Genomic DNA, 18,443 nt, shown 5'->3' with positions numbered 1-18,443 from the left:
ACGTAACTTCTCTAACCTCTCGTTAACCGGCCAAATCGTCCAGTTTCAGTCTGGCCAGATTATGCAGCCCCTGTGGCGCGTCATTGTTGTCCAATACTTTCTGCAACGCGGTTTTGGCCTGCTCAATCTCGCCTTCCGCTAACGCCAATTCAGCCGCTTGGAAATCGTAGTTTCCTTTCTCAGCCGGGCTCAAAGAATCCGTCGCAACCGTGCTCAAGGTGGTTTGCGCCGCAGCAAATTCTTTTTTCTGAATGAACAATTCCACCAAACGCAATTGGGCAATGAATTGAATCGCTTGCCCCGGTGCGTTCTCAACCACCCAGTTATAGTTTTCAACCGCCTTGTCCATATTACCTTCTTCGAAATAGTGCTTGGCAATCATTAAGGCCACACCCGAGGAGTAAGGACTGCTCGGCTGTTCTTCCATCAGTTTCAAACCATCACGTAACACATCCCCCAAAGCGCCTTGCTGCTGCTTGGATTGCATCACCTCAAAAACGGCCGATGCGTTCATGGATTCCGCTAATTTGGCATTGCTCCAATAAGTCCAGCCGGTCCAGGCCAGTACGATGACCAAAATACCGGACAACAACTGAGTGCCATTCTTTTTCCACCAGCTTTTCAGTGCAGCGACTTGTTCTTCATCTGTTTCGTAACGACTCATAATTTCATCCTAATTGAGGCTAAACGGTGTTAATTGTAATCAATATTTTAATTCGATTTATTGAAAGACATCGGACAAATGGGCCAGTAAGTCTGACCAATCCATCAACGCTTGCTCGCGATCTTCTCGCAAATATTTCACGGCGATTTTCTGCTGTTGCACTTCGTCTTCGCCCAACACCAGCGCCACGCGTGCGCCGGATTTATCGGCTTTCTTGAACTGACTTTTGAAGCTGCCGCCCCCGCAGTTCATCTGCACCGTCAATTCAGGCAGATAATCACGGATTTGCTCGGAAATCACCAGGCCTGGGCGTTTTGCCGCTTCACCGGCCAACACCAGATAGACATCCGGTGCCGCCTTGTGTTCGACCAAATTTTTATCGATCAGCAACGCCATCAGACGTTCGATGCCCATGGCAAAACCGACCGCCGGTGTCGGCTTACCGCCAATCTGCTCGACCAAACCGTCATAGCGTCCACCGGCACACACGGTGCCTTGAGCACCCAGTTCCGTCGTGACCCATTCGAATACGGTTCGGTTGTAGTAATCCAACCCGCGCACCAGATTCGGGTTTTCCGTATACGGAATCCCCACATCATCCAGATAAACTTTCAGCTCATCGTAATGCTGTTTCGATTCGGCATCCAAGTGATCGATTAATTTCGGTGCACCGTCAACCACGGCTTTCATATCAGGGTTTTTGGTATCCAGAATCCGCAACGGATTGCTTTCCAAACGACGCAGACTGTCTTCATCCAGTTCCGATTTATGCGCTTCCAAATACTCGACCAGCAAATCGCGGTAGGCCTGACGTGCTTCCTGACTTCCCAAGGAGTTGATTTGCAGCTCCAGATTTTCCAACCCCAAACGTTCCCAAAGACGAGCCGACAACACGATCAATTCGGCATCGATATCGACCGAATCCAGCCCGAAAACTTCCACTCCAAATTGGTGAAACTGACGATAACGGCCTTTCTGCGGGCGCTCGTAACGGAACATCGGACCCGTGTAATACAGTTTTTGAATTTGGTTGTGCGCCAAACCGTTTTGAATCACGGCGCGGACACAACCGGCTGTGCCTTCCGGACGCAAGGTCAGGCTATCGCCATTGCGGTCGTCGAAAGTATACATTTCTTTTTCGACAATATCGGTCACTTCCCCGATGGAGCGCGCGAATAATTCGGTCTTTTCCACCAACGGCAGTCGAATGGAAGCAAAACCGTACTGATTCAAAACCGATTGCGCTGTATTGACCAGGTAATCAAACGCTTCCGCCTGTTCGCCGTACAAGTCGTTCATGCCGCGAATAGCCGTAATTTGTTTTGACATAGCTGAATTCTTTCTCTTAATTTAGTGGGTAATCGAAACGTTAAACATTGAGGGTGATGAGCAACGCAACAATTGCAATGATCAACAGCACGGTAATGATGCGCATGGCGGCGATGGATAGCAATGGCTTGGCCGTTTGCTCTTCCAAATCGACCGATTGCAGGCTGGAACCGATTTGAATGGCTTCCGGAAACAGATGTTCATACTCCACCAAATCCACGTTCATCAATTCGGCGTAATTACGAATATAACCGCGTTGAAACGGGTCCAACGTCTGCAAATCGAACCCGTCGCTTTCGAAGTGTTCGATATGCTGTTTGGCGATTTTCAATTGTTCGGCCACATCACCGACCGACAAAGCTTTTTGTTCACGCGCCGCCAGCAGCTTTTGCCCAAGCTCGCGGGACAACAATCCGTCGTGTGCTACCTTTTCTTCTTCCATTTCCGGGCTAGCCATGTAATCTATCCAAGTTAACGGTTTGCAAAGTACGTTTGGTGCGGTCTTTCACCTTACCGGCCAATTGGCCGCAGGCCGCGTCGATGTCATCGCCACGCGTCCGCCGCACCGTGCAATTGACGCCGGCTTTCATTAACGCATCTTGAAAGCGGTGTACCGCGTTGTTGGACGAGCGCTTGTAAGGTGCATTCGGAAAAGGGTTGAACGGAATCAGGTTCACTTTACACGGCAAATCGCCCAACAATTCAATCAACTGACGAGCATGTTCCGGACGATCATTCACCTGATCCAACATAACATACTCAACCGTCACGTGCTTTTTACTGTGACCGCCTTCCACGAAGCGGTGCAAGGCCGGCATCAACACTTCCAACGGATACTTTTGGTTAATCGGCACCAACTCGTCCCGCAACGCATTGTTCGGGGCGTGCAATGAAATGGCCAAGCTGACGTCGACGGAGGATTTAATTTTATCGATGGCCGGCACCACTCCGGCCGTACTGATGGTCACGCGGCGTTTCGACAAGCCATAGGCATTGTCGTCCATCAGAATGCGCGCCGCGGGAAAGGTGTGCGTCACATTCAGCAACGGCTCCCCCATCCCCATAAACACCACATTGGAAATGACGCGTTCTTCTTTCGGCTTGCAGCCCAGCGCCTTGTTGGCAACCCACATTTGCGCAATGATTTCCCAGTTTTCCAAGTTACGGTTAAACCCTTGCTGACCAGTGGAACAAAAGCTGCACTCCAACGCACAGCCGACCTGAGATGAAATACACAAGGTACCGCGTGTTTTTTCCGGGATGAATACGGTTTCCACACTGTTGTGGTTGTCCACTTCAAGCAACCACTTGATCGTGCCATCCTCCGAGCGTTGCTCGGAAACGATTTTCGGGGTACGGATCACGGCTTTTTGTTTCAGTTTTTCGCGCAAGGCTTTGCTGAGGTTGGTCATCTCATCGAAATCACTGACACCGAACTGATGAATCCATTTCATCACCTGCGCAGCACGAAACGGCTTCTCCCCAATCTGAGTGAAGAATTCCGCTAGGCCTGCCATATCCATGCCCAGCAAGTCGGTTTTATGATCGACCTGTTCCGTTGCTTGCAAATCCGTTTGAGTCATAATCGGCCTATCAATTGCCTGAAAAAATTTCAATTTCGCTGAAAAAGTAACTGATTTCACGCGCCGCGCTTGCCGGCGAATCGGAACCGTGTACCGAATTTTGCTGCATCGACACGGCAAAATCTTTACGGATGGTGCCGGCATCCGCTTTCTCAGGATCCGTCGTCCCCATCACCTGGCGATTTTTCGCGATGGCGTCTTCGCCTTCCAGTACTTGCACAATAATCGGCCCAGCGGTCATATTGTTGACCAGCGTTTCGTAGAAAGGCTTGCCTTCATGCTCGGCGTAAAACCCTTCCGCTTCTCCGCGTGTCAGGAATACCATTTTCGACGCCACCACTTTCAAGCCATTTTGTTCCAAACGACTTAAAATTTCACCAATCAAATTACGCTTCACCGCATCCGGTTTAATAATCGAAAACGTCCTTTCCAGCATGTCACTCACTACCCAATATTTTAGAATTAGCTTATTTTAACAATCTCATAAAAACATTGCAGAAAAAAGGTTTTTAAAATCAGCGAAAAAGCCCTTTATCGAAAAAAAAAGCCCCGGGATTCCGAGGCCTTTTCTGATGTTGTCGAAAGACGTTATTTAAACGCTGAACGATTCTCCGCAGCCGCAAGAATCTTTCACGTTCGGATTATTAAATTCAAACCCTTCGTTCAGGAGACTTTCCTTGACGTAATCCAACTCCATTCCGTCAATTTGTTCCAAACTTTTTTTCGGCACCACAACCTGAACCCCAAAGCTTTCATAAACATTGTCGCCTTCGGTAATTTCGTCCGCATAATCCACCACATAAGCAAACCCGGTGCACCCGCTGACTTTGGTCGAAACCTTCAAGCCAATGCCGTGCCCGCGTTTATCCAACATGGTTTTAACGCGTTGTGCAGCCGCTTCTGTCAATGTCACTGCCATAATTACTCCATTTCCGCTTACGCTAATTGCACTTCTTTCGCGACGGAACGCCCGTCGATAATTTGCTGCAACGTCACGCCACTGAGGAAACCTTGAATCATATCACTTAAATCCGCCCAAAGCTCGTGCGACAAGCATTGCATGCCGTTCTGACAATTCGATTGCCCACGGCAGCGTCTCGGTTCCAAATCCTCATTCACAGCGGAAATCACCTGACTGACGGTGATTTCACCCGCATCACGACTCAAGCGGTAACCGCCGCCCGGCCCTCTGGCACTCAAAACCAAGTCCGCTTTTTTCAGTTTGGCGAAAATTTGCTCCAAATAGGAAAGCGAAATATCCTGTCGCTCGGAAATCATCGCCAAGGTAATCGGACCTTTGGACTGATTCAAGGCGATATCCAGCATGGCGGTTACTGCATATCGTCCTTTTGACGTGAGTTTCATAACTGTCAACCCTTCTGCAAATGCTTGGTGGCCAACCTTTCTTCGCTCAAATGCGAATGAAACCGCCACTCAATTGTTAATCAATTGTAACATTCTACAATAACCTAGCGAACAACTCAAGAATTAGTCCAATTTCAAGCATTTATTCAAGGTTCTATTTGGGTGCTTCGCCCGTTTCATGCGGTTTTACATGCGCTCGCTGCTCCGGATCATCCGGCTCCAATACCGCATCATCCAGACTCGGCAAATCCACATGCGTGTCCGCCCCACCCAATTTTTGAACCTGTTCGTTCAAGCGCTCCAGTTGCTCGTCCTGACTTTGCACATGATCCAGCAAACTGTAAATGGCCTTCTCCACCGGATCTTCGACGTCCTGACCCACACCATAAGCATCGAACCCGATTTTCTGCGCCATTTTCTGGCGGCGTTTTTCCTTCGCGCTCAGATTGGTCTCCACCACACGTCCGGGAATCCCGACCACTGTCCGATTATTCGGCACGGATTTAATCACCACGGCATTGGAACCGATACGGGCATCGTCGCCAATTTCGATTGGCCCCAGCACTTTCGCACCGGCACCGACCACCACACGATTCCCCAACGTTGGATGACGCTTGCCTTCATTCCAGCTGGTGCCTCCCAGAGTCACACCATGATACAAAGTACAGTCATCCCCGATTTCAGCGGTTTCCCCGATGACCACTCCCATGCCGTGATCGATAAAGAAACGGTTGCCGATTTTCGCCGCCGGGTGGATTTCAATGCCGGTAAACCAACGCGCCAAACCGGAGATGAAACGCGCCAGCCACTTCAACCCCAAGCCCCACAACCAATGCGATAGTCGATACCACAGAACCGCATGCAGCCCTGGATAGGTGGTTAGGACTTCAAAGCTGTTCCGTGCCGCCGGGTCTCGGTCAAATACGGATTGAATGTCGTCTCTGATTCGTTTGAACATGCCGTTTCCTTAAATGGGTAAGCGTCAAAAAACGTAAAACTAATGAACGGTATTTTAATCCCGATCCTGAGTCAGGGTTTTTAATTGATTCGACTGGCGCTGCGCCGCGGTCAAGATGCCTCGTAAAATATCGATTTCCTTGACATCCAATTGACTGCGATTGAACAATCGACGCATACGACGCATGAAGCGAGCATTTTTGGACGGGTCCAAAAACGCGATGTCCTGCAACGCCTGATACAGATGATCGTAAAACCCTTCCAACTGTTCGGCACTCGCCAACTGGTGCCGATATCCTTCGGCCTGATGCACGCTCTTGATATCGGTCGCCATCAGAAACTCATAAACGAACACCTGCACCGCCGCCGCGATATTCAGCGAGCTGTACGTCGGATTGGTTGGAATGTGTGCCAAATAATGACACTTATCCATCTCCGCATTGCTCAAGCCCGAATCTTCGCGGCCGAACAGAATCGCCACCTGCGCTTGCGCATCCGCCGAAACCGTTTCCATCGCCAACTGTGCCGTCTGGCGTACGTCCAGTTGCGGCCAAGATACTTTGCGCATCCGCGCACTGGCTCCGACCACCACCTGACAATCCGCAATGGCGTCATCCAAACTCGCCACCACTTGCGCGTCATTCAACACATCGGCGGCACCCGACGCCCGTACCGACGCCACTTGACTCGGGAATTCCTTAGGGTTCACCAGCACCAATTGGCTCAACCCCATATTCTTCATGGCACGCGCAACCGCCCCGATATTGCCTGGGTGTGACGTCTCCACCAGAACAATTTTAATCTTTGCCAAATTCGGGTGCGTTCTGTAATCTTCTACCATGCTTTTTCCGCTATAATGCGCCTATATTCGAATAACCGATTATTCTAACAACTGGAACTGAACTTATGCATCCTATTTTAAATATTGCCACCATTGCGGCGAAAGAAGCCGGTGAATTCATCGCCAACCAGCTGGAGCACATTGATCGGCTCGATATTGAAGAAAAAGGGCGCAACGACTATGTCAGCGAAGTCGATAAACATGCCGAACGCATCATCATCGACACCATTCGAAAATACCACCCGGATCACAGCATCAAAGCCGAAGAAAGCGGACACCACCAAACCGATTCGGATTTTGAATGGATCATCGACCCGCTGGACGGCACCACCAACTTTTTACACCAGTTCCCGCAGTTCGCGGTGTCCATCGCAGTGACCGAGAAAGGCCGCCTGATGCACGGCGTGGTTTACGACCCATTGCGTGACGAACTCTTCTCCGCCAGTCGTGGTGCCGGTGCCCGCCTCAACAACTACCGCATCCGCGTCAGTGAACAGAAAACCCTGCAAAACGCCCTGATGGCAACCGGTATCCCATATTACGACTTTGAATACGTTGATGCCTACCTGGAAAGTTTGAAGCAATTCATGCTGACAACTGCCGGCATCCGCCGCCCTGGTTCCGCGGCACTGGACTTGGCGTACGTCGCTTGCGGACGCGTGGACGGTTATTGGGAAATGCGTTTAAAACCTTGGGACATTGCCGCCGGCGCCTTAATCGTGACCGAAGCAGGCGGCATGGTCAGTGATTTCAAAGGCGGCGACAAATACCTGGAATCGGGCAACCTGATTGCTGCCAACGGCAAAATGCTGAAAGAAATGGCGAAAATCATCGGCAAAACCATTCCGGAAGAATTCCGAAACTAATCGGTTTAAAACACCGCCAAACCCAAAAACGGCCAGGCCTGGCCGTTTTATCCATCTAAAATCAGTCCAGAATCAATTCAAACGACACGACATTAAAATCGCGTCTTCCCGTTCAGCGGCCCTCTCCCCGTTTTCCTGGCTTTTCACTGGATAATAATTCGGACGCACACCGTCTTCGACAAACCCCAGCTTTTTATACAACCGCACCGCCGGGTTGGACTCCCTGACTTCCAACAACATCACCTCAAACGCTGCGGAAGCAAAATGGTCGATCAACGCCTTCAGTCCCTCCGACGCGACCCCCTGACGATGGTGGCCCGGGGCAATACACAGGTTCAATAAGTGCGCTTCGTCCAAAACCGATAAGAAGCAGGCATAACCCAATGATTGCCGGGTAGCATCACAGAACACATAACTAAGGCCGTCATCCAAGGCTTTTTCAAACCCTTGACGAGACCAGGGAAAGTCGTAGGCGGCCGTCTCAACCGACATCACCCAATCCAAATCAGATTCGTCCATCGGGCGAAAATAACTGTAACAAGAAGGCACAGGACGTTCCGTCAGGCAGATATTACATGAGACAGGATTTCAAAGGTTTCGCGCTTGGCTTGGCCGCGTTGCATCATTTCATCCAACGATGGCAAAAACACCACTTGCACCCCTTCTTCAAGTTGCTCAATCAACGGCGAGCTTTCTTCAAATGCAAACACCGTTTCCACTCCCAGGTCGATGACCTCTTCAATGGAGGCAAACACCGCTTCATCCGTCACGGCATGCGCGGTATCGAAAAAACGTAATTGTTCTTCAGATAACCCAAAGGCTTTCAGGATATTCAACATCAAGCCCCATTGCACGGCAGATTCATTTTGCCAAATATCGTCCAAACCGGCCCCCACCAAAACAAACGCCGGTTTCGGCGCTGGTGTTTCAACAGGGGCGGATGCCATCTCGGCTTCCGATACCACTGAATTCACTTCCATCTCGGTGCTTGGGGCCGCGGTCATCGCTTCAGCTTCCAGAGAGATGGAATTCGCCGCCGGCTCCGTTCGCGTAACCGACTTGGCAAAATACCCAGGCCTGGCTTGCCAAGTGGTGAGACCTAGAGTATTTAAAAAATCCGCTTGCACATCCGCCCCTCTGGAAACTACACGTCCGCTTGAGGATGGGCCTTACTGGCGGCATCCTGCAATTTATTCAGCGCGTTGATGTACGCTTTGGCCGAAGCCGTCACGATGTCGGTGTCTGCTCCCTGGCCGTTGACAATGCGACCGGCCTTTTCCATACGCACCGTGGTTTCGCCCAGCGAGTCGGTACCGTTAGTGACATTGCTGACCGAATACAACTCCAGACTGGCACCGGAATTCACCAATTTCTCAATGGCTTTAAAGGTGGCATCCACCACCCCGCCGCCTTCGGAAAAGGCGGTTTTTTCCTCACCGTCAATCCACAGCGTCACTTCCGCCGTCGGCGAATCGCCGGTTTGGGTACCCACTTTCAAGGCCACCAGTCGGAAAACTTCGTTTTCCACCCGACGGGTATTGTTGTCGGTCACCAGCGCTTGCAAATCTTCATCGTAGATTTCGTGCTTGCGATCCGCCAGGTCTTTGAAACTGATAAAGGCTTCGTTCAGCTCCTGTTCGGTTTCGAATTCGATACCCAATTCCTGCAAACGCGAGCGGAAAGCGCTGCGGCCGGAATGCTTGCCCAGCACCATCTTATTAGTGGTCCAGCCCACGTCTTCGGCCCGCATGATTTCATAGGTTTCACGGTGTTTGAGCACGCCATCCTGGTGAATGCCGGATTCATGCGAGAAAGCATTGGCGCCGACAATCGCCTTATTCGGCTGCACGGCAAAGCCGGTAATACCCGCCACCAAACGTGACGCCGCCAGAATTTCAGTGGTCTCGATACGGGTATCCACGGCAAACATATCTTGACGAGTACGCACAGCCATCACCACCTCTTCCAAAGCGGTGTTCCCGGCACGCTCACCCAAACCGTTGATGGTACACTCCACCTGACGGGCGCCGGCTTTGACGGCCGCCAAAGAATTCGCGACAGCCAACCCCAGATCGTTATGACAATGCGCTGAGAAAATGGCCTTATCGGAATTCGGAATGCGCGTCAGCAATTGATGGAACAGGTCACCGAACTGTTCGGGAATGTTGTAACCGACCGTATCCGGAATATTGATGGTTGTGGCCCCGGCATCGATTACCGCTTCAATAACACGACACAAAAAATCGATGTCGGAACGCCCGGCGTCTTCCGGCGAAAACTCGACGTTATCGGTAAAATCCCGTGCTCGCTTTACCGCCCAGACGGCACGTTCAACCACCTCATCCGGCGTCATCTTCAATTTCTTTTCCATGTGAATCGGCGAGGTCGCGATAAAAGTGTGGATACGCCCGGAGTTGGCCGGTTGAATCGCTTCCCCGGCACGCACTATGTCGTTTTCAACCGCTCGCGCCAGACCGCAGACCGTCGAATCCTTCACCGCCGTCGCCACAGCTTTAACCGATTCGAAATCGCCCACACTGGCGGCCGGAAAACCGGCTTCAATCACATTGACCCGCAATTTTTCCAATTGCTTGGCAATACGAATCTTTTCTTCTTTCGTCATGGACGCGCCCGGGCTTTGCTCCCCGTCGCGTAGCGTGGTATCAAAAATGACCAATTCTTCTTTCATCAATGGATTACTCTTTTGAAGTTTCTTCGGTAGGGGGTTCATTCTGCGGCTCGGTCGCAGGTGATTTTTCCGGTTTCGCCTGCGACTTGGCTTGGCGGCGCAAGGCCCGTTTTTGCTGTAATTGCTTCAACGTCATAACCGGGCCGGATAAGGTGTAACCGAAAAACAGAATGAACAGAATCATGGCTGGCTTCAAGGTGATTACCACAAACACCAGCACCACCACCAGCAAGGTCACAAACGGTACCTTGTCTTTCAGGTTCAGTTCTTTAAAGGAACTGAAACGGATATTACTGACCATCATCAACCCAGCCACCAATGTCAACAGCAACACCGCCAAGGACTCCAATCCTGTCTCGATATGATTGGTTTCAATCATCCAAACAAAACCGGCCAGCAACGCCGCAGCGGCCGGGCTCGGCAAGCCTTGGAAATAACGTTTATCGGCAATCCCCACTTGGGTATTGAAACGAGCCAGACGCAATGCGGCTCCCACGGTAAAGATGAAGGCAATCAGCCAGCCCAGCTTACCGAAATCCTGCAACGCCCATTGATAGACCAATAACGCCGGGGCCAAACCGAATGACACCATATCCGCCAAACTGTCATATTCGGCACCGAAAGCACTACAAGAGTTGGTCATGCGCGCCACACGGCCATCCAAGCCGTCAAAAATCATGGCGACGAAAATTGCGATGGCACCGAGTTCGAACTGACCATTCATCCCGGCAATCACTGCATAGAATCCCGCGAACAGCGCCAGGGTCGTCATCAAATTCGGCAATAAATAAATGCCTTTTTCAAAAGGTTTCATAAAATCCTATTCATTAATTTGGAAGGAAAGATTCATTTTATAAACAATCCCTCGGCCAAACAACCGTTAAACGCTTTTCAAAAAAAGAAAAGCCCCTTTCGGGGCTTTTTTAGGCAGCGTCACTAAATGACCTCACCGCGGCCGACACCGAAGTGCCGGAACCCATGCTGCACCATCACATCATGCTCGTAAATATTCCGGCCATCAAAAACCACCGGTCGTTTCATCAAATCGAACATTCTCTGGTAATCCGGACTCCAGAAGCGTCGCCACTCGGTCAGGATCATCAAGGCATCCACTTGCTCCAAAGCTTCGTACATATCCTCAACCAGTGTGACACTGTTACGCTCCCCCCAATAAGCCTTGAACGACGGATTGGCTTTCGGGTCATACGCCACCACTTCAGCCCCTTGAGCCACCAAGGCTTCAATGGTTTTCACGCTGGGTGCATTATCGACCGTAGCTGTATTCGGTTTAAAGGACAAACCCCAGATACCGATTTTCAAACCGCGCAAATCGTTTTTGAAATAACGCCAGGCTTTGCGGAACAAAACCTCTTTCTGGACTTCATTGTTTTGCAGCACCGCTTTCAACAAGTCCGCATCATAGCCTTTCGACTGCAAAGTACCCACCAGGGCTTGCACGTCGGCCGCAAAATTCGGCCCGCCGAAACCGCACCCCGGAAACAGATAACTGAACCCGATGCGGGAATCGGACCCTAAACCTTGCCGCACCTCTTCCATATCGATATTGAAATGTTCGGCATTATTGGCCAGTTCGTTCACCAAACTGATCCGCGTGGCCAACAGAGCATTGACGGCGTATTTGGTGTATTCGGCAGCACGCGTCGACATCACCTTGACCTGATCGGTCACGTGATTGAACGGGCGCATCAAATCCCGCATAATCGCAATCGCATCCTCATCCTGACTCCCCAGAATGACTCGCGACGGCTTGGAAAAATCGTTGATGGCCGAGCCTTCACTGATGAATTCCGGCATGGACACCACGGACACTTTCGCCACCAGACCGCGCTGGGCAAACGCCAACTTAATCGAGGCTTCAAAGCGATCGGCGGTGCCGATTGGAAAGGTACTTTGATTGACCACCAATACATCGCCTTGCGCCTGCTTGCCGATTTCATCAATCACCAATTCAGCGCGATCGGCACGCCAGGACGGCATGCTCAGCATATACACTTCACCGTGTTCGATGCCCGCTTTCCAATCATCGGAAAACGCCAAACGCCCTTCTTTTAACTGACTTAAAATCAGTTGATCCAACCCGGGTTCATCGCGCGGCAAAATGCCCTGCCGTAAATCCTCGACCTTCAAGTTTCCGATTGGCAACGCCAGCACTTCATTACCGGTATGCGCCAAGGACCCTGCGGTTACCAAACCGCTCAACTCACATCCAAAAACGGTTACTCTCATTTTGCCACCCTATCAATTAACGCTTTCGTCGAGCTGTCAAAACGCTCGGCCAATGTTTTTTCTTTAATCGCACTGTAGGTTTCCTTGGCAATCAGTTTTCCGAGTTCAACCCCCCACTGGTCAAACGAATTAATTCCCCACATCACACCTTCGACATAGGTTTTATGTTCATACATCGCCACCAGCATCCCCAAAGTTTTCGCAGAAATGGTTTTCATTAAAATGGTGTTCGAGGGTTGGTTGCCAGGATAGTGTTTGAACGGCGAATCGAAACTGGATTTTAAATTATCCGGAATCGCACCATCCCCCAGCATCAATACCCGAGATTGAGCGAAACAGTTGGCTAAGGCCAACTCATGCTGATGGCGTAAGCTTTCATCCTTCTCGGCATGTGACGTAGCGTCAAAATCATCCCGTTCCACCGGCGCGATAAAATCGCACATCACGGCTTGTGTTCCCTGATGCAGTAACTGATAGAAAGCGTGCTGTGCGTTCGGCCCAACCTCGCCCCACAAAACAGGACAGGTTTTATAGGCGACACTGTCGCCGCTTTTCGCGACCGACTTACCGTTACTTTCCATCACCAGCTGCTCCAAATAAGAGGGCAAGTATTTCAGACGCGCGTCATACGGCAGAATCGCTTTATCATGAATATTCAGGAAATTGATGTTCCAAATATCAATCAGGCCCAAAACGACCGGAATATTTTCCGATAAAGGCGCCGTCGCAAAATGCTGATCCATCAAGTGCGCGCCTTGTAACAGTTCACGGAAGCCGGGCATGCCGATTTTCAACGCAATCGGGAAGCCGATGGCGGACCAAAGCGAATAACGTCCGCCGACCCAATCCCAAAACAGCAATTGGTTTTCCGGGGGAATGCCCCACTCCGTCATTTTGTCCGGTTTGGTCGACACCCCGATAAAATGTTGAGCGTGGATGACATCGTCGCTTTTGATGCATTCACGCAACCAATCTTTAGCGGTTTCGGCATTCGACAGGGTATCGATTGTGGTAAACGACTTGGATGCCAGAATGAACAAGGTGGTTTCCTGGTTCAAACCGCGCAATAAGTTAGAAGTTTGCGTTCCGTCAATCGACGAAATGAAATGCAAATTGACCGGCGAATGCACCGTTTGCAAACTGTGGGTAATCATCAGCGGCCCCAGGTCGGACCCCCCCACACCAATATTCACGACATCCGTAATCGGTTTGCCACTGTAGCCTCGCCAATGCCCGGCACGAATTTTGTCGACCATTTGTGTCATTTTTTGCAAAACGGCTTCCACGTCACCCTGCACCTGTTCCGCCACTCCGGAAACATCCTGACCTTGGGCACGAAGGGCTGAATGAAGCGCGGGGCGTTCCTCGGTATCATTGACTTCTTCACCGACCAACAGACGCTCGATTTCGTGTTTAAGGCCTTGCTGTTCGGCCAGCGCTTGCAAAAGACTCAAAGTCTCTTCAGTGATACGGTTCTTGGAAAAATCGATATACAGCTCGTCGAGCTCCAACGAAAAGCGGTCTACCCGGTTTGCTTCGCCAAACAAACTGGACAAGTGCATCGCGCCCATACCGGAATCACAATGCAACTGCAATGCTTGCCATGCTGCTGATGTTTCAACGCCCATCCAATCCTCTCAATGCTTTATTGTTGTTTTCCTTGATCCACCACCTTTGTGGCCGGGTCTTATTTCAATTCGAGTGTTTTCAGGTATTTTTTGAAATCACCGCCCAGTTTTTTATCTCTCAAGGCATATTCGACGTTAGCCTGCAAATAACCGAGCTTATCGCCGCAGTCATACGTCTTACCGTTTTTGAATTCGAATCCGAACATCACCTCTTCACCCAACAATTCGTCCATGGCATCCGTCAACTGGATTTCACCACCGGCGCCAGGCTTGGTCGTTTTCAGGATTTCCATCACTCTCGGCGTGAAAATATAACGCCCCACAACGGACAAATTCGACGGCGCCTCAGCCGGCTTCGGCTTCTCGACCAATTCCACGATGCGTAAATCCGGCCCCTTCACCGCGGCAATGCCGTACTTTTCCACTTGGTCGTCGGGTACCGCTTCCAGGGCCACAACACTGGTATGCATTTTTCGATACTGCTCAGCCATCTGGGCCAAACAGCCTTTTTTCGGGTGATACATCAATACATCCGGCAACAACACCGCAAACGGCTCGTTATCGGCTATGATCGGCGAAGCGCATAAAATCGCATGCCCCAATCCCAAGGCTTCCGGCTGGCGCACACTGACAATGCGCACGCCTTTTGGGGTAATTTCCTTGAGAGGAATCATTCGGTCCTCCTTACCGCGCACTTCCAACTCGTTTTCCAGCTCGTAATGTTTATCGAAATGGTTTTCGATGGCGCCTTTACTGGAATGGGTCACCAGAATGATATCGGTGATACCGGCTTCGGCCGCTTCGTGCACAATGTATTGAATCAGGGGTTTGTCGACAACCGTCAACATCTCTTTAGGAATGGCTTTGGTAGCAGGAAGGAAACGGGTGCCGAGACCGGCAACGGGAATGACAGCTTTGGTCAATTTCTTATAGGCCATATGAACTCTTCAACTCTTTTATTTTTCAAATCTCTCTATGACATTCTAATCGAAAATACGCAATACCTAAAATGAAAGTGGGAATTAGTTTTTCAATCCAATTAAAAAGGTAATTTTTTCCTCCGAGGAAACAAGTTCACAAGGCAAGCCATATACTTGACAAAAGGCCGGAATATCCTTCAAGGCGCCTTTATCGGTCGCAATCAAGGTCACACATTCCGAATTTGGATTTTGCGACAAATATTTCTTCAGCTTCACCAACGGCATCGGACAAGGTAATCCGGAAACGTCCAGTACATCGGGTTCAGAATTCATTCATACTCCTTACCATGCAATCCTAATGGACTTATCTTACAATAGCATGACGTAATAACAATATATTCAAGTCAATTATGACCAAGCTTTTTAGGGCCGCATTCCTGCTACTGTTCATCGCTTCCACCAGTTGGGCTTCCAATAACCTGCCCGACCTCGGCGCCCCTGACCTTAAAGACTACGACGCGCAAACCGAAACCCAACTCGGCCAAGCCTTTTCGACCGCACTGCACACCTACTACGACTTGGACTACGACCCGGAAACGTTGAGTTATATCCGCCGTATCGGTGAAAAAATCACCAGCCAAACCGGTAAAAGCCGCTATTTCAACTTTTTCGTCATCGACAACCCGGAAATCAACGCCTTCGCCGGGCCTAACGGCATTATCGGCATTCATACCGGCTTGATTGCCAGTGCGCGCTCGGAAGACGAATTGGCCTCGGTCATCGCCCACGAGGTCGCCCACGTCACCCAGCGCCATCTGTCACGTACCTATGAGTACCAAAGCGAAATCAACATGACCAGCATCGCCTCCTTGATTGCCGCGATTCTGATCGGAACCCAAGATCCCAGTGCCGGCATCGCCACCTATATGGGGGGCATGGGGCTAAGCATCCAACAACAACTCAAGAACTCCCGCATCCACGAAAACGAAGCGGACTACTTCGGCATCGAATACCTCAACGAAGCGGGTTACAACCCCTATGCCATGGGCGACTTTTTCGCTCGCCTGTCCAAAGAAGCCCAGATTTATGAGGGTTCGATGCCCGAGATCCTCTCCACCCACCCGGTCACCGCCAACCGTTTAGCCAAGGCCGACGATCGCGCCAGACAATTCAACGACGCCAGCCGAAAAGAAGAAAACGCAACCCTGGCGCTGATTCAATTACGCCTGAACTTCACCACGCGCACGACACTGGATGACTTTCAAATCAAAAACCTAACAAACGACCAGGCCTGCTATTTGAAAAACCTCAAAGCGCTTTATGCTTATCAAAACCAAACCGTGTCATTTGACCGGCCATGCTTGGATTCAGCCATAGAGTCACACCCAAACGAACGTCTCTACCGCTTATTGAAAGCTCAGATCAAGGTCGCCCAAAACGATGCCACCGCACTCAAAGACTACGACTACCTGGAAGCCATCTACCCGTCGGACTTCAGCATCGTTTACCTGCACGCCAAAGCCCTTTCGACGTTAGGGAAACGTGAACAAGCCATCAAACTACTGGAGACGCAAACACCGAGTTTCCATTACCAATACATGCTGTATTCGGAACTGGCCAAACTCTATGCGGAAAAACAAGACCGCGGACGCACTTACTATTACGACGCCCTTGCCAGCTACAATATCGGAAACACCGCCAAAACCATCTATTTGCTTAAACAGGCCAAACAAAACTTAAGCGCCAAGGACGTTAAACTCAAAGAAAAGATCAAACGCCTGGAAACCGAACTAGGACCGATGGATAAAAAACGTCAGCCCTCTTAAGTGTCATAAAAAATAATTTAATCAGTATTAAATATTACTATAGAAGATACACCACAAAAAACTTGCGAAACTCGTTTATATGAGTAACCTATGCTTCTAAGAGCGGTAAGTGCTCAAAAATAACTACCCATAATAGGGAAGAATATATTAGAAAAGCGAGAGCTTTTTTTAGGAGGATAAGAATGTTGAAAACGAAAATGAAGCAATTGTTAACTGCTTTGACTATCTCGACAGCAATGGTCTCTGCACCTCTAGCGACTCAAGCCGCCGACAAAGGTGCGAGCAACGTTGAAGCAGGTAAAGAATTGGCTTTTAGTCGCTCGAAAGGAAACTGCTTAGCTTGCCACATGGTTCCAGGAGGGAATCTACCGGGTAATATCGGACCAGCGTTAATTGCTATGAAATTACGCTACCCTGATAAACAAAAGCTATACGACAAAATTTGGGGTAAACCTGAAACTCAGATTCCAGACAGCATGATGCCTCCGTTCGGACAAAACGGAATCTTGTCAGACGATGAAATCGCAAAAATTGTTGATTTCATGTACACACTATAATTTTTATTTTAAACCTTAACCGGGAGTTTTAAACCTTATGAAACGTAGATCTTTCCTTAAAGGTACCCTTGCAACTGGTGCAGCTGCTGTTGCAGTGAACGCTGGTCTTCTAACACCTTCAACTGTTTTGGCAGCATGGAATAAAAAAGCTTTCGAAGCAAAATCAACTGATGACGCTCTAAATGCAGTATATGGAAGTGCATCTGCAGCTAAATCTGGAGACATCGATCTAGGTGCGCCAGCTATCGCAGAAAACGGTGCGGTTACACCAATCAAAGTTGACGCAACTAAAATGTCTGGCGTTGAGTCTATCTCAATCCTAGCCGCTAAAAACCCTATGCCTTTGGTTTGCGAATACAGCTTCTCTGGTCCTGCTATGGGTTATGTTTCCACTCGTATCAAAATGGGTGAAACTCAAAACGTTATCGCTATCGTAAAAGCAGGCGGAAAACTATACAAAGCAGAACAAGAAGTTAAAGTAACAATCGGTGGTTGTGGCGGTTAATCCAACACAGTAACGAAGTTACTTAGAATTTTTTAAATACTGCAAACAAAATTTAAAGGAAATAACATGTCAATTAAAATCAGAATGCGTGGAAAGTCAAAAGGTGGCGTAGCTGAAGTTAAAGCTCTAATCAAGCACAAAATGGAATCCGGTGCTCGTATGAACAAAAAAACTGGCAAGCCATATCCAGCTGAGTTCATCAACAACGTTGAAGTTCTGGTAAACGGAACTAAAGCGATCGAATCTCAATGGTCTGGTGCGGTTTCCGCTAACCCTTACATGGGTGTTATGGTTAAAGCAAACAAAGGTGACGAAGTTACCCTTAACCTAACTGACAACACTGGTGCTAAAGGTACTGAAACAATCAAGCTAAAATAAGCAACTGATTGTCCCACACCCTCTTTCTCAGAAAGGGGGTGTTTAAAACCATATTACATATAATAATACTTTATAAATAAAGAGTTCT

General features: G+C 49.6%; 22 protein-coding genes. 5 read left to right on the top strand and 17 right to left on the bottom strand.

Annotated features, from left to right (window positions below):
- Window positions 1-22: 22 nt before the first annotated feature.
- From EPV75_RS03765 to EPV75_RS03725, 9 genes are all read right to left on the bottom strand, one after another.
- Window positions 23-664 carry a YfgM family protein gene (locus EPV75_RS03765; RefSeq protein ID WP_128384513.1) on the bottom strand — a complete coding sequence of 214 codons (642 nt, stop codon included), beginning with the start codon at window positions 662-664 and terminating at the stop codon, window positions 23-25.
- A gap of 57 nt (window positions 665-721) precedes the next feature.
- Window positions 722-1,993: a histidine--tRNA ligase gene (gene hisS / locus EPV75_RS03760; protein ID WP_128384512.1), complete on the bottom strand. Its 1,272-nt coding sequence runs from the start codon at window positions 1,991-1,993 to the stop codon at window positions 722-724.
- A 40-nt stretch (window positions 1,994-2,033) separates the two neighbouring features.
- Window positions 2,034-2,450: a helix-turn-helix domain-containing protein gene (locus tag EPV75_RS03755; RefSeq protein WP_127120011.1), complete on the bottom strand. Its 417-nt coding sequence runs from the start codon at window positions 2,448-2,450 to the stop codon at window positions 2,034-2,036.
- Window positions 2,443-3,576, bottom strand: coding sequence for a 23S rRNA (adenine(2503)-C(2))-methyltransferase RlmN (gene rlmN / locus EPV75_RS03750; protein WP_128384511.1), 1,134 nt, complete (start codon window positions 3,574-3,576; stop codon window positions 2,443-2,445). The genes EPV75_RS03755 and rlmN overlap by 8 nt, the downstream gene beginning before the upstream one ends.
- 10 nt (window positions 3,577-3,586) lie before the next feature.
- Window positions 3,587-4,012 (bottom strand): nucleoside-diphosphate kinase, encoded by a 426-nt coding sequence (gene ndk, locus EPV75_RS03745; protein WP_128384510.1) that lies wholly within the window; start codon window positions 4,010-4,012, stop codon window positions 3,587-3,589.
- Between the two features lie 156 nt (window positions 4,013-4,168).
- Window positions 4,169-4,495, bottom strand: coding sequence for a HesB/IscA family protein (locus tag EPV75_RS03740; protein WP_127120014.1), 327 nt, complete (start codon window positions 4,493-4,495; stop codon window positions 4,169-4,171).
- A gap of 17 nt (window positions 4,496-4,512) precedes the next feature.
- Entirely contained in the window at window positions 4,513-4,941 is a 429-nt protein-coding gene (locus tag EPV75_RS03735) for an Rrf2 family transcriptional regulator (RefSeq protein WP_127120015.1), read from the bottom strand.
- Window positions 4,942-5,095: 154 nt separating this feature from the next.
- Window positions 5,096-5,899: a serine O-acetyltransferase gene (gene cysE / locus EPV75_RS03730; protein WP_128384509.1), complete on the bottom strand. Its 804-nt coding sequence runs from the start codon at window positions 5,897-5,899 to the stop codon at window positions 5,096-5,098.
- Window positions 5,900-5,953: 54 nt separating this feature from the next.
- The gene (locus tag EPV75_RS03725) at window positions 5,954-6,739 is read right to left on the bottom strand and encodes an RNA methyltransferase (RefSeq protein ID WP_029939903.1); all 786 of its coding nucleotides are present in this window, start codon (window positions 6,737-6,739) and stop codon (window positions 5,954-5,956) included.
- Window positions 6,740-6,804: 65 nt separating this feature from the next.
- On the opposite strand from EPV75_RS03725, the gene EPV75_RS03720 reads away from it, so the two are divergent.
- Window positions 6,805-7,605 carry an inositol monophosphatase family protein gene (locus EPV75_RS03720; RefSeq protein WP_029939902.1) on the top strand — a complete coding sequence of 267 codons (801 nt, stop codon included), beginning with the start codon at window positions 6,805-6,807 and terminating at the stop codon, window positions 7,603-7,605.
- A gap of 72 nt (window positions 7,606-7,677) precedes the next feature.
- On the opposite strand, the gene rimI is transcribed toward EPV75_RS03720, so the two are convergent.
- From rimI to EPV75_RS03680, 8 genes are all read right to left on the bottom strand, one after another.
- Window positions 7,678-8,154 (bottom strand): ribosomal protein S18-alanine N-acetyltransferase, encoded by a 477-nt coding sequence (gene rimI, locus EPV75_RS03715; RefSeq protein ID WP_128384508.1) that lies wholly within the window; start codon window positions 8,152-8,154, stop codon window positions 7,678-7,680.
- 11 nt (window positions 8,155-8,165) lie between these two features.
- The gene (locus EPV75_RS03710) at window positions 8,166-8,732 is read right to left on the bottom strand and encodes a hypothetical protein (protein WP_128384507.1); all 567 of its coding nucleotides are present in this window, start codon (window positions 8,730-8,732) and stop codon (window positions 8,166-8,168) included.
- Window positions 8,733-8,749: 17 nt separating this feature from the next.
- Entirely contained in the window at window positions 8,750-10,294 is a 1,545-nt protein-coding gene (locus EPV75_RS03705) for a 2-isopropylmalate synthase (protein WP_128384506.1), read from the bottom strand.
- Window positions 10,295-10,301: 7 nt separating this feature from the next.
- Window positions 10,302-11,108 (bottom strand): CDP-diacylglycerol--serine O-phosphatidyltransferase, encoded by an 807-nt coding sequence (gene pssA / locus EPV75_RS03700; protein WP_127120022.1) that lies wholly within the window; start codon window positions 11,106-11,108, stop codon window positions 10,302-10,304.
- Window positions 11,109-11,230: 122 nt separating this feature from the next.
- On the bottom strand, window positions 11,231-12,541 hold the full coding sequence (locus tag EPV75_RS03695; protein ID WP_029939897.1) for a UDP-glucose dehydrogenase family protein: 1,311 nt from the start codon (window positions 12,539-12,541) through the stop codon (window positions 11,231-11,233).
- Entirely contained in the window at window positions 12,538-14,169 is a 1,632-nt protein-coding gene (gene pgi, locus EPV75_RS03690) for a glucose-6-phosphate isomerase (protein WP_128384505.1), read from the bottom strand. Before pgi ends, EPV75_RS03695 begins: the two co-directional genes overlap by 4 nt.
- A gap of 59 nt (window positions 14,170-14,228) precedes the next feature.
- A complete protein-coding gene (galU, locus tag EPV75_RS03685; RefSeq protein WP_029939895.1) occupies window positions 14,229-15,107 on the bottom strand; it encodes a UTP--glucose-1-phosphate uridylyltransferase GalU in 879 nt (292 codons plus the stop codon).
- Between the two features lie 84 nt (window positions 15,108-15,191).
- On the bottom strand, window positions 15,192-15,422 hold the full coding sequence (locus EPV75_RS03680; protein ID WP_128384504.1) for a sulfurtransferase TusA family protein: 231 nt from the start codon (window positions 15,420-15,422) through the stop codon (window positions 15,192-15,194).
- A 77-nt stretch (window positions 15,423-15,499) separates the two neighbouring features.
- On the opposite strand from EPV75_RS03680, the gene EPV75_RS03675 reads away from it, so the two are divergent.
- The 4 genes from EPV75_RS03675 to soxZ all read left to right on the top strand — a co-directional run bounded on the left by EPV75_RS03675 (window position 15,500) and on the right by soxZ (window position 18,355).
- Window positions 15,500-16,915, top strand: a complete 1,416-nt coding sequence (locus EPV75_RS03675) for a M48 family metalloprotease (RefSeq protein WP_128384503.1) — start codon at window positions 15,500-15,502, stop codon at window positions 16,913-16,915.
- A 182-nt stretch (window positions 16,916-17,097) separates the two neighbouring features.
- Window positions 17,098-17,472: a sulfur oxidation c-type cytochrome SoxX gene (gene soxX, locus EPV75_RS03670; protein ID WP_029939892.1), complete on the top strand. Its 375-nt coding sequence runs from the start codon at window positions 17,098-17,100 to the stop codon at window positions 17,470-17,472.
- A 37-nt stretch (window positions 17,473-17,509) separates the two neighbouring features.
- Entirely contained in the window at window positions 17,510-17,977 is a 468-nt protein-coding gene (gene soxY / locus EPV75_RS03665) for a thiosulfate oxidation carrier protein SoxY (RefSeq protein ID WP_029939891.1), read from the top strand.
- A gap of 66 nt (window positions 17,978-18,043) precedes the next feature.
- On the top strand, window positions 18,044-18,355 hold the full coding sequence (gene soxZ, locus EPV75_RS03660) for a thiosulfate oxidation carrier complex protein SoxZ (RefSeq protein ID WP_029939890.1): 312 nt from the start codon (window positions 18,044-18,046) through the stop codon (window positions 18,353-18,355).
- Window positions 18,356-18,443 lie beyond the last annotated feature (88 nt).

It is taken from the genome of Hydrogenovibrio thermophilus, assembly GCF_004028275.1.
In the GTDB taxonomy this organism is placed as follows: Bacteria; Pseudomonadota; Gammaproteobacteria; order Thiomicrospirales; family Thiomicrospiraceae; genus Hydrogenovibrio; species Hydrogenovibrio thermophilus.
The sequence above is the reverse complement of the archived record's forward strand: the minus strand, read 5'-3'. Positions and strand labels throughout refer to the sequence as shown.

Bases quoted from the DNA above. Each gene is read 5' to 3' on its own strand.
- EPV75_RS03765 (WP_128384513.1), bottom strand. From the start codon at position 664: ATGAGTCGTTACGAAACAGATGAAGAACAAGTCGCTGCACTGAAAAGC.
- hisS (WP_128384512.1), bottom strand. From the start codon at position 1,993: ATGTCAAAACAAATTACGGCTATTCGCGGCATGAACGACTTGTACGGC.
- EPV75_RS03755 (WP_127120011.1), bottom strand. From the start codon at position 2,450: ATGGCTAGCCCGGAAATGGAAGAAGAAAAGGTAGCACACGACGGATTG.
- rlmN (WP_128384511.1), bottom strand. From the start codon at position 3,576: ATGACTCAAACGGATTTGCAAGCAACGGAACAGGTCGATCATAAAACC.
- ndk (WP_128384510.1), bottom strand. From the start codon at position 4,012: ATGCTGGAAAGGACGTTTTCGATTATTAAACCGGATGCGGTGAAGCGT.
- EPV75_RS03740 (WP_127120014.1), bottom strand. From the start codon at position 4,495: ATGGCAGTGACATTGACAGAAGCGGCTGCACAACGCGTTAAAACCATG.
- EPV75_RS03735 (WP_127120015.1), bottom strand. From the start codon at position 4,941: ATGAAACTCACGTCAAAAGGACGATATGCAGTAACCGCCATGCTGGAT.
- cysE (WP_128384509.1), bottom strand. From the start codon at position 5,899: ATGTTCAAACGAATCAGAGACGACATTCAATCCGTATTTGACCGAGAC.
- EPV75_RS03725 (WP_029939903.1), bottom strand. From the start codon at position 6,739: ATGGTAGAAGATTACAGAACGCACCCGAATTTGGCAAAGATTAAAATT.
- EPV75_RS03720 (WP_029939902.1), top strand. From the start codon at position 6,805: ATGCATCCTATTTTAAATATTGCCACCATTGCGGCGAAAGAAGCCGGT.
- EPV75_RS03705 (WP_128384506.1), bottom strand. From the start codon at position 10,294: ATGAAAGAAGAATTGGTCATTTTTGATACCACGCTACGCGACGGGGAG.
- pssA (WP_127120022.1), bottom strand. From the start codon at position 11,108: ATGAAACCTTTTGAAAAAGGCATTTATTTATTGCCGAATTTGATGACG.
- EPV75_RS03695 (WP_029939897.1), bottom strand. From the start codon at position 12,541: ATGAGAGTAACCGTTTTTGGATGTGAGTTGAGCGGTTTGGTAACCGCA.
- pgi (WP_128384505.1), bottom strand. From the start codon at position 14,169: ATGGGCGTTGAAACATCAGCAGCATGGCAAGCATTGCAGTTGCATTGT.
- galU (WP_029939895.1), bottom strand. From the start codon at position 15,107: ATGGCCTATAAGAAATTGACCAAAGCTGTCATTCCCGTTGCCGGTCTC.
- EPV75_RS03680 (WP_128384504.1), bottom strand. From the start codon at position 15,422: ATGAATTCTGAACCCGATGTACTGGACGTTTCCGGATTACCTTGTCCG.
- EPV75_RS03675 (WP_128384503.1), top strand. From the start codon at position 15,500: ATGACCAAGCTTTTTAGGGCCGCATTCCTGCTACTGTTCATCGCTTCC.
- soxX (WP_029939892.1), top strand. From the start codon at position 17,098: ATGTTGAAAACGAAAATGAAGCAATTGTTAACTGCTTTGACTATCTCG.
- soxY (WP_029939891.1), top strand. From the start codon at position 17,510: ATGAAACGTAGATCTTTCCTTAAAGGTACCCTTGCAACTGGTGCAGCT.
- soxZ (WP_029939890.1), top strand. From the start codon at position 18,044: ATGTCAATTAAAATCAGAATGCGTGGAAAGTCAAAAGGTGGCGTAGCT.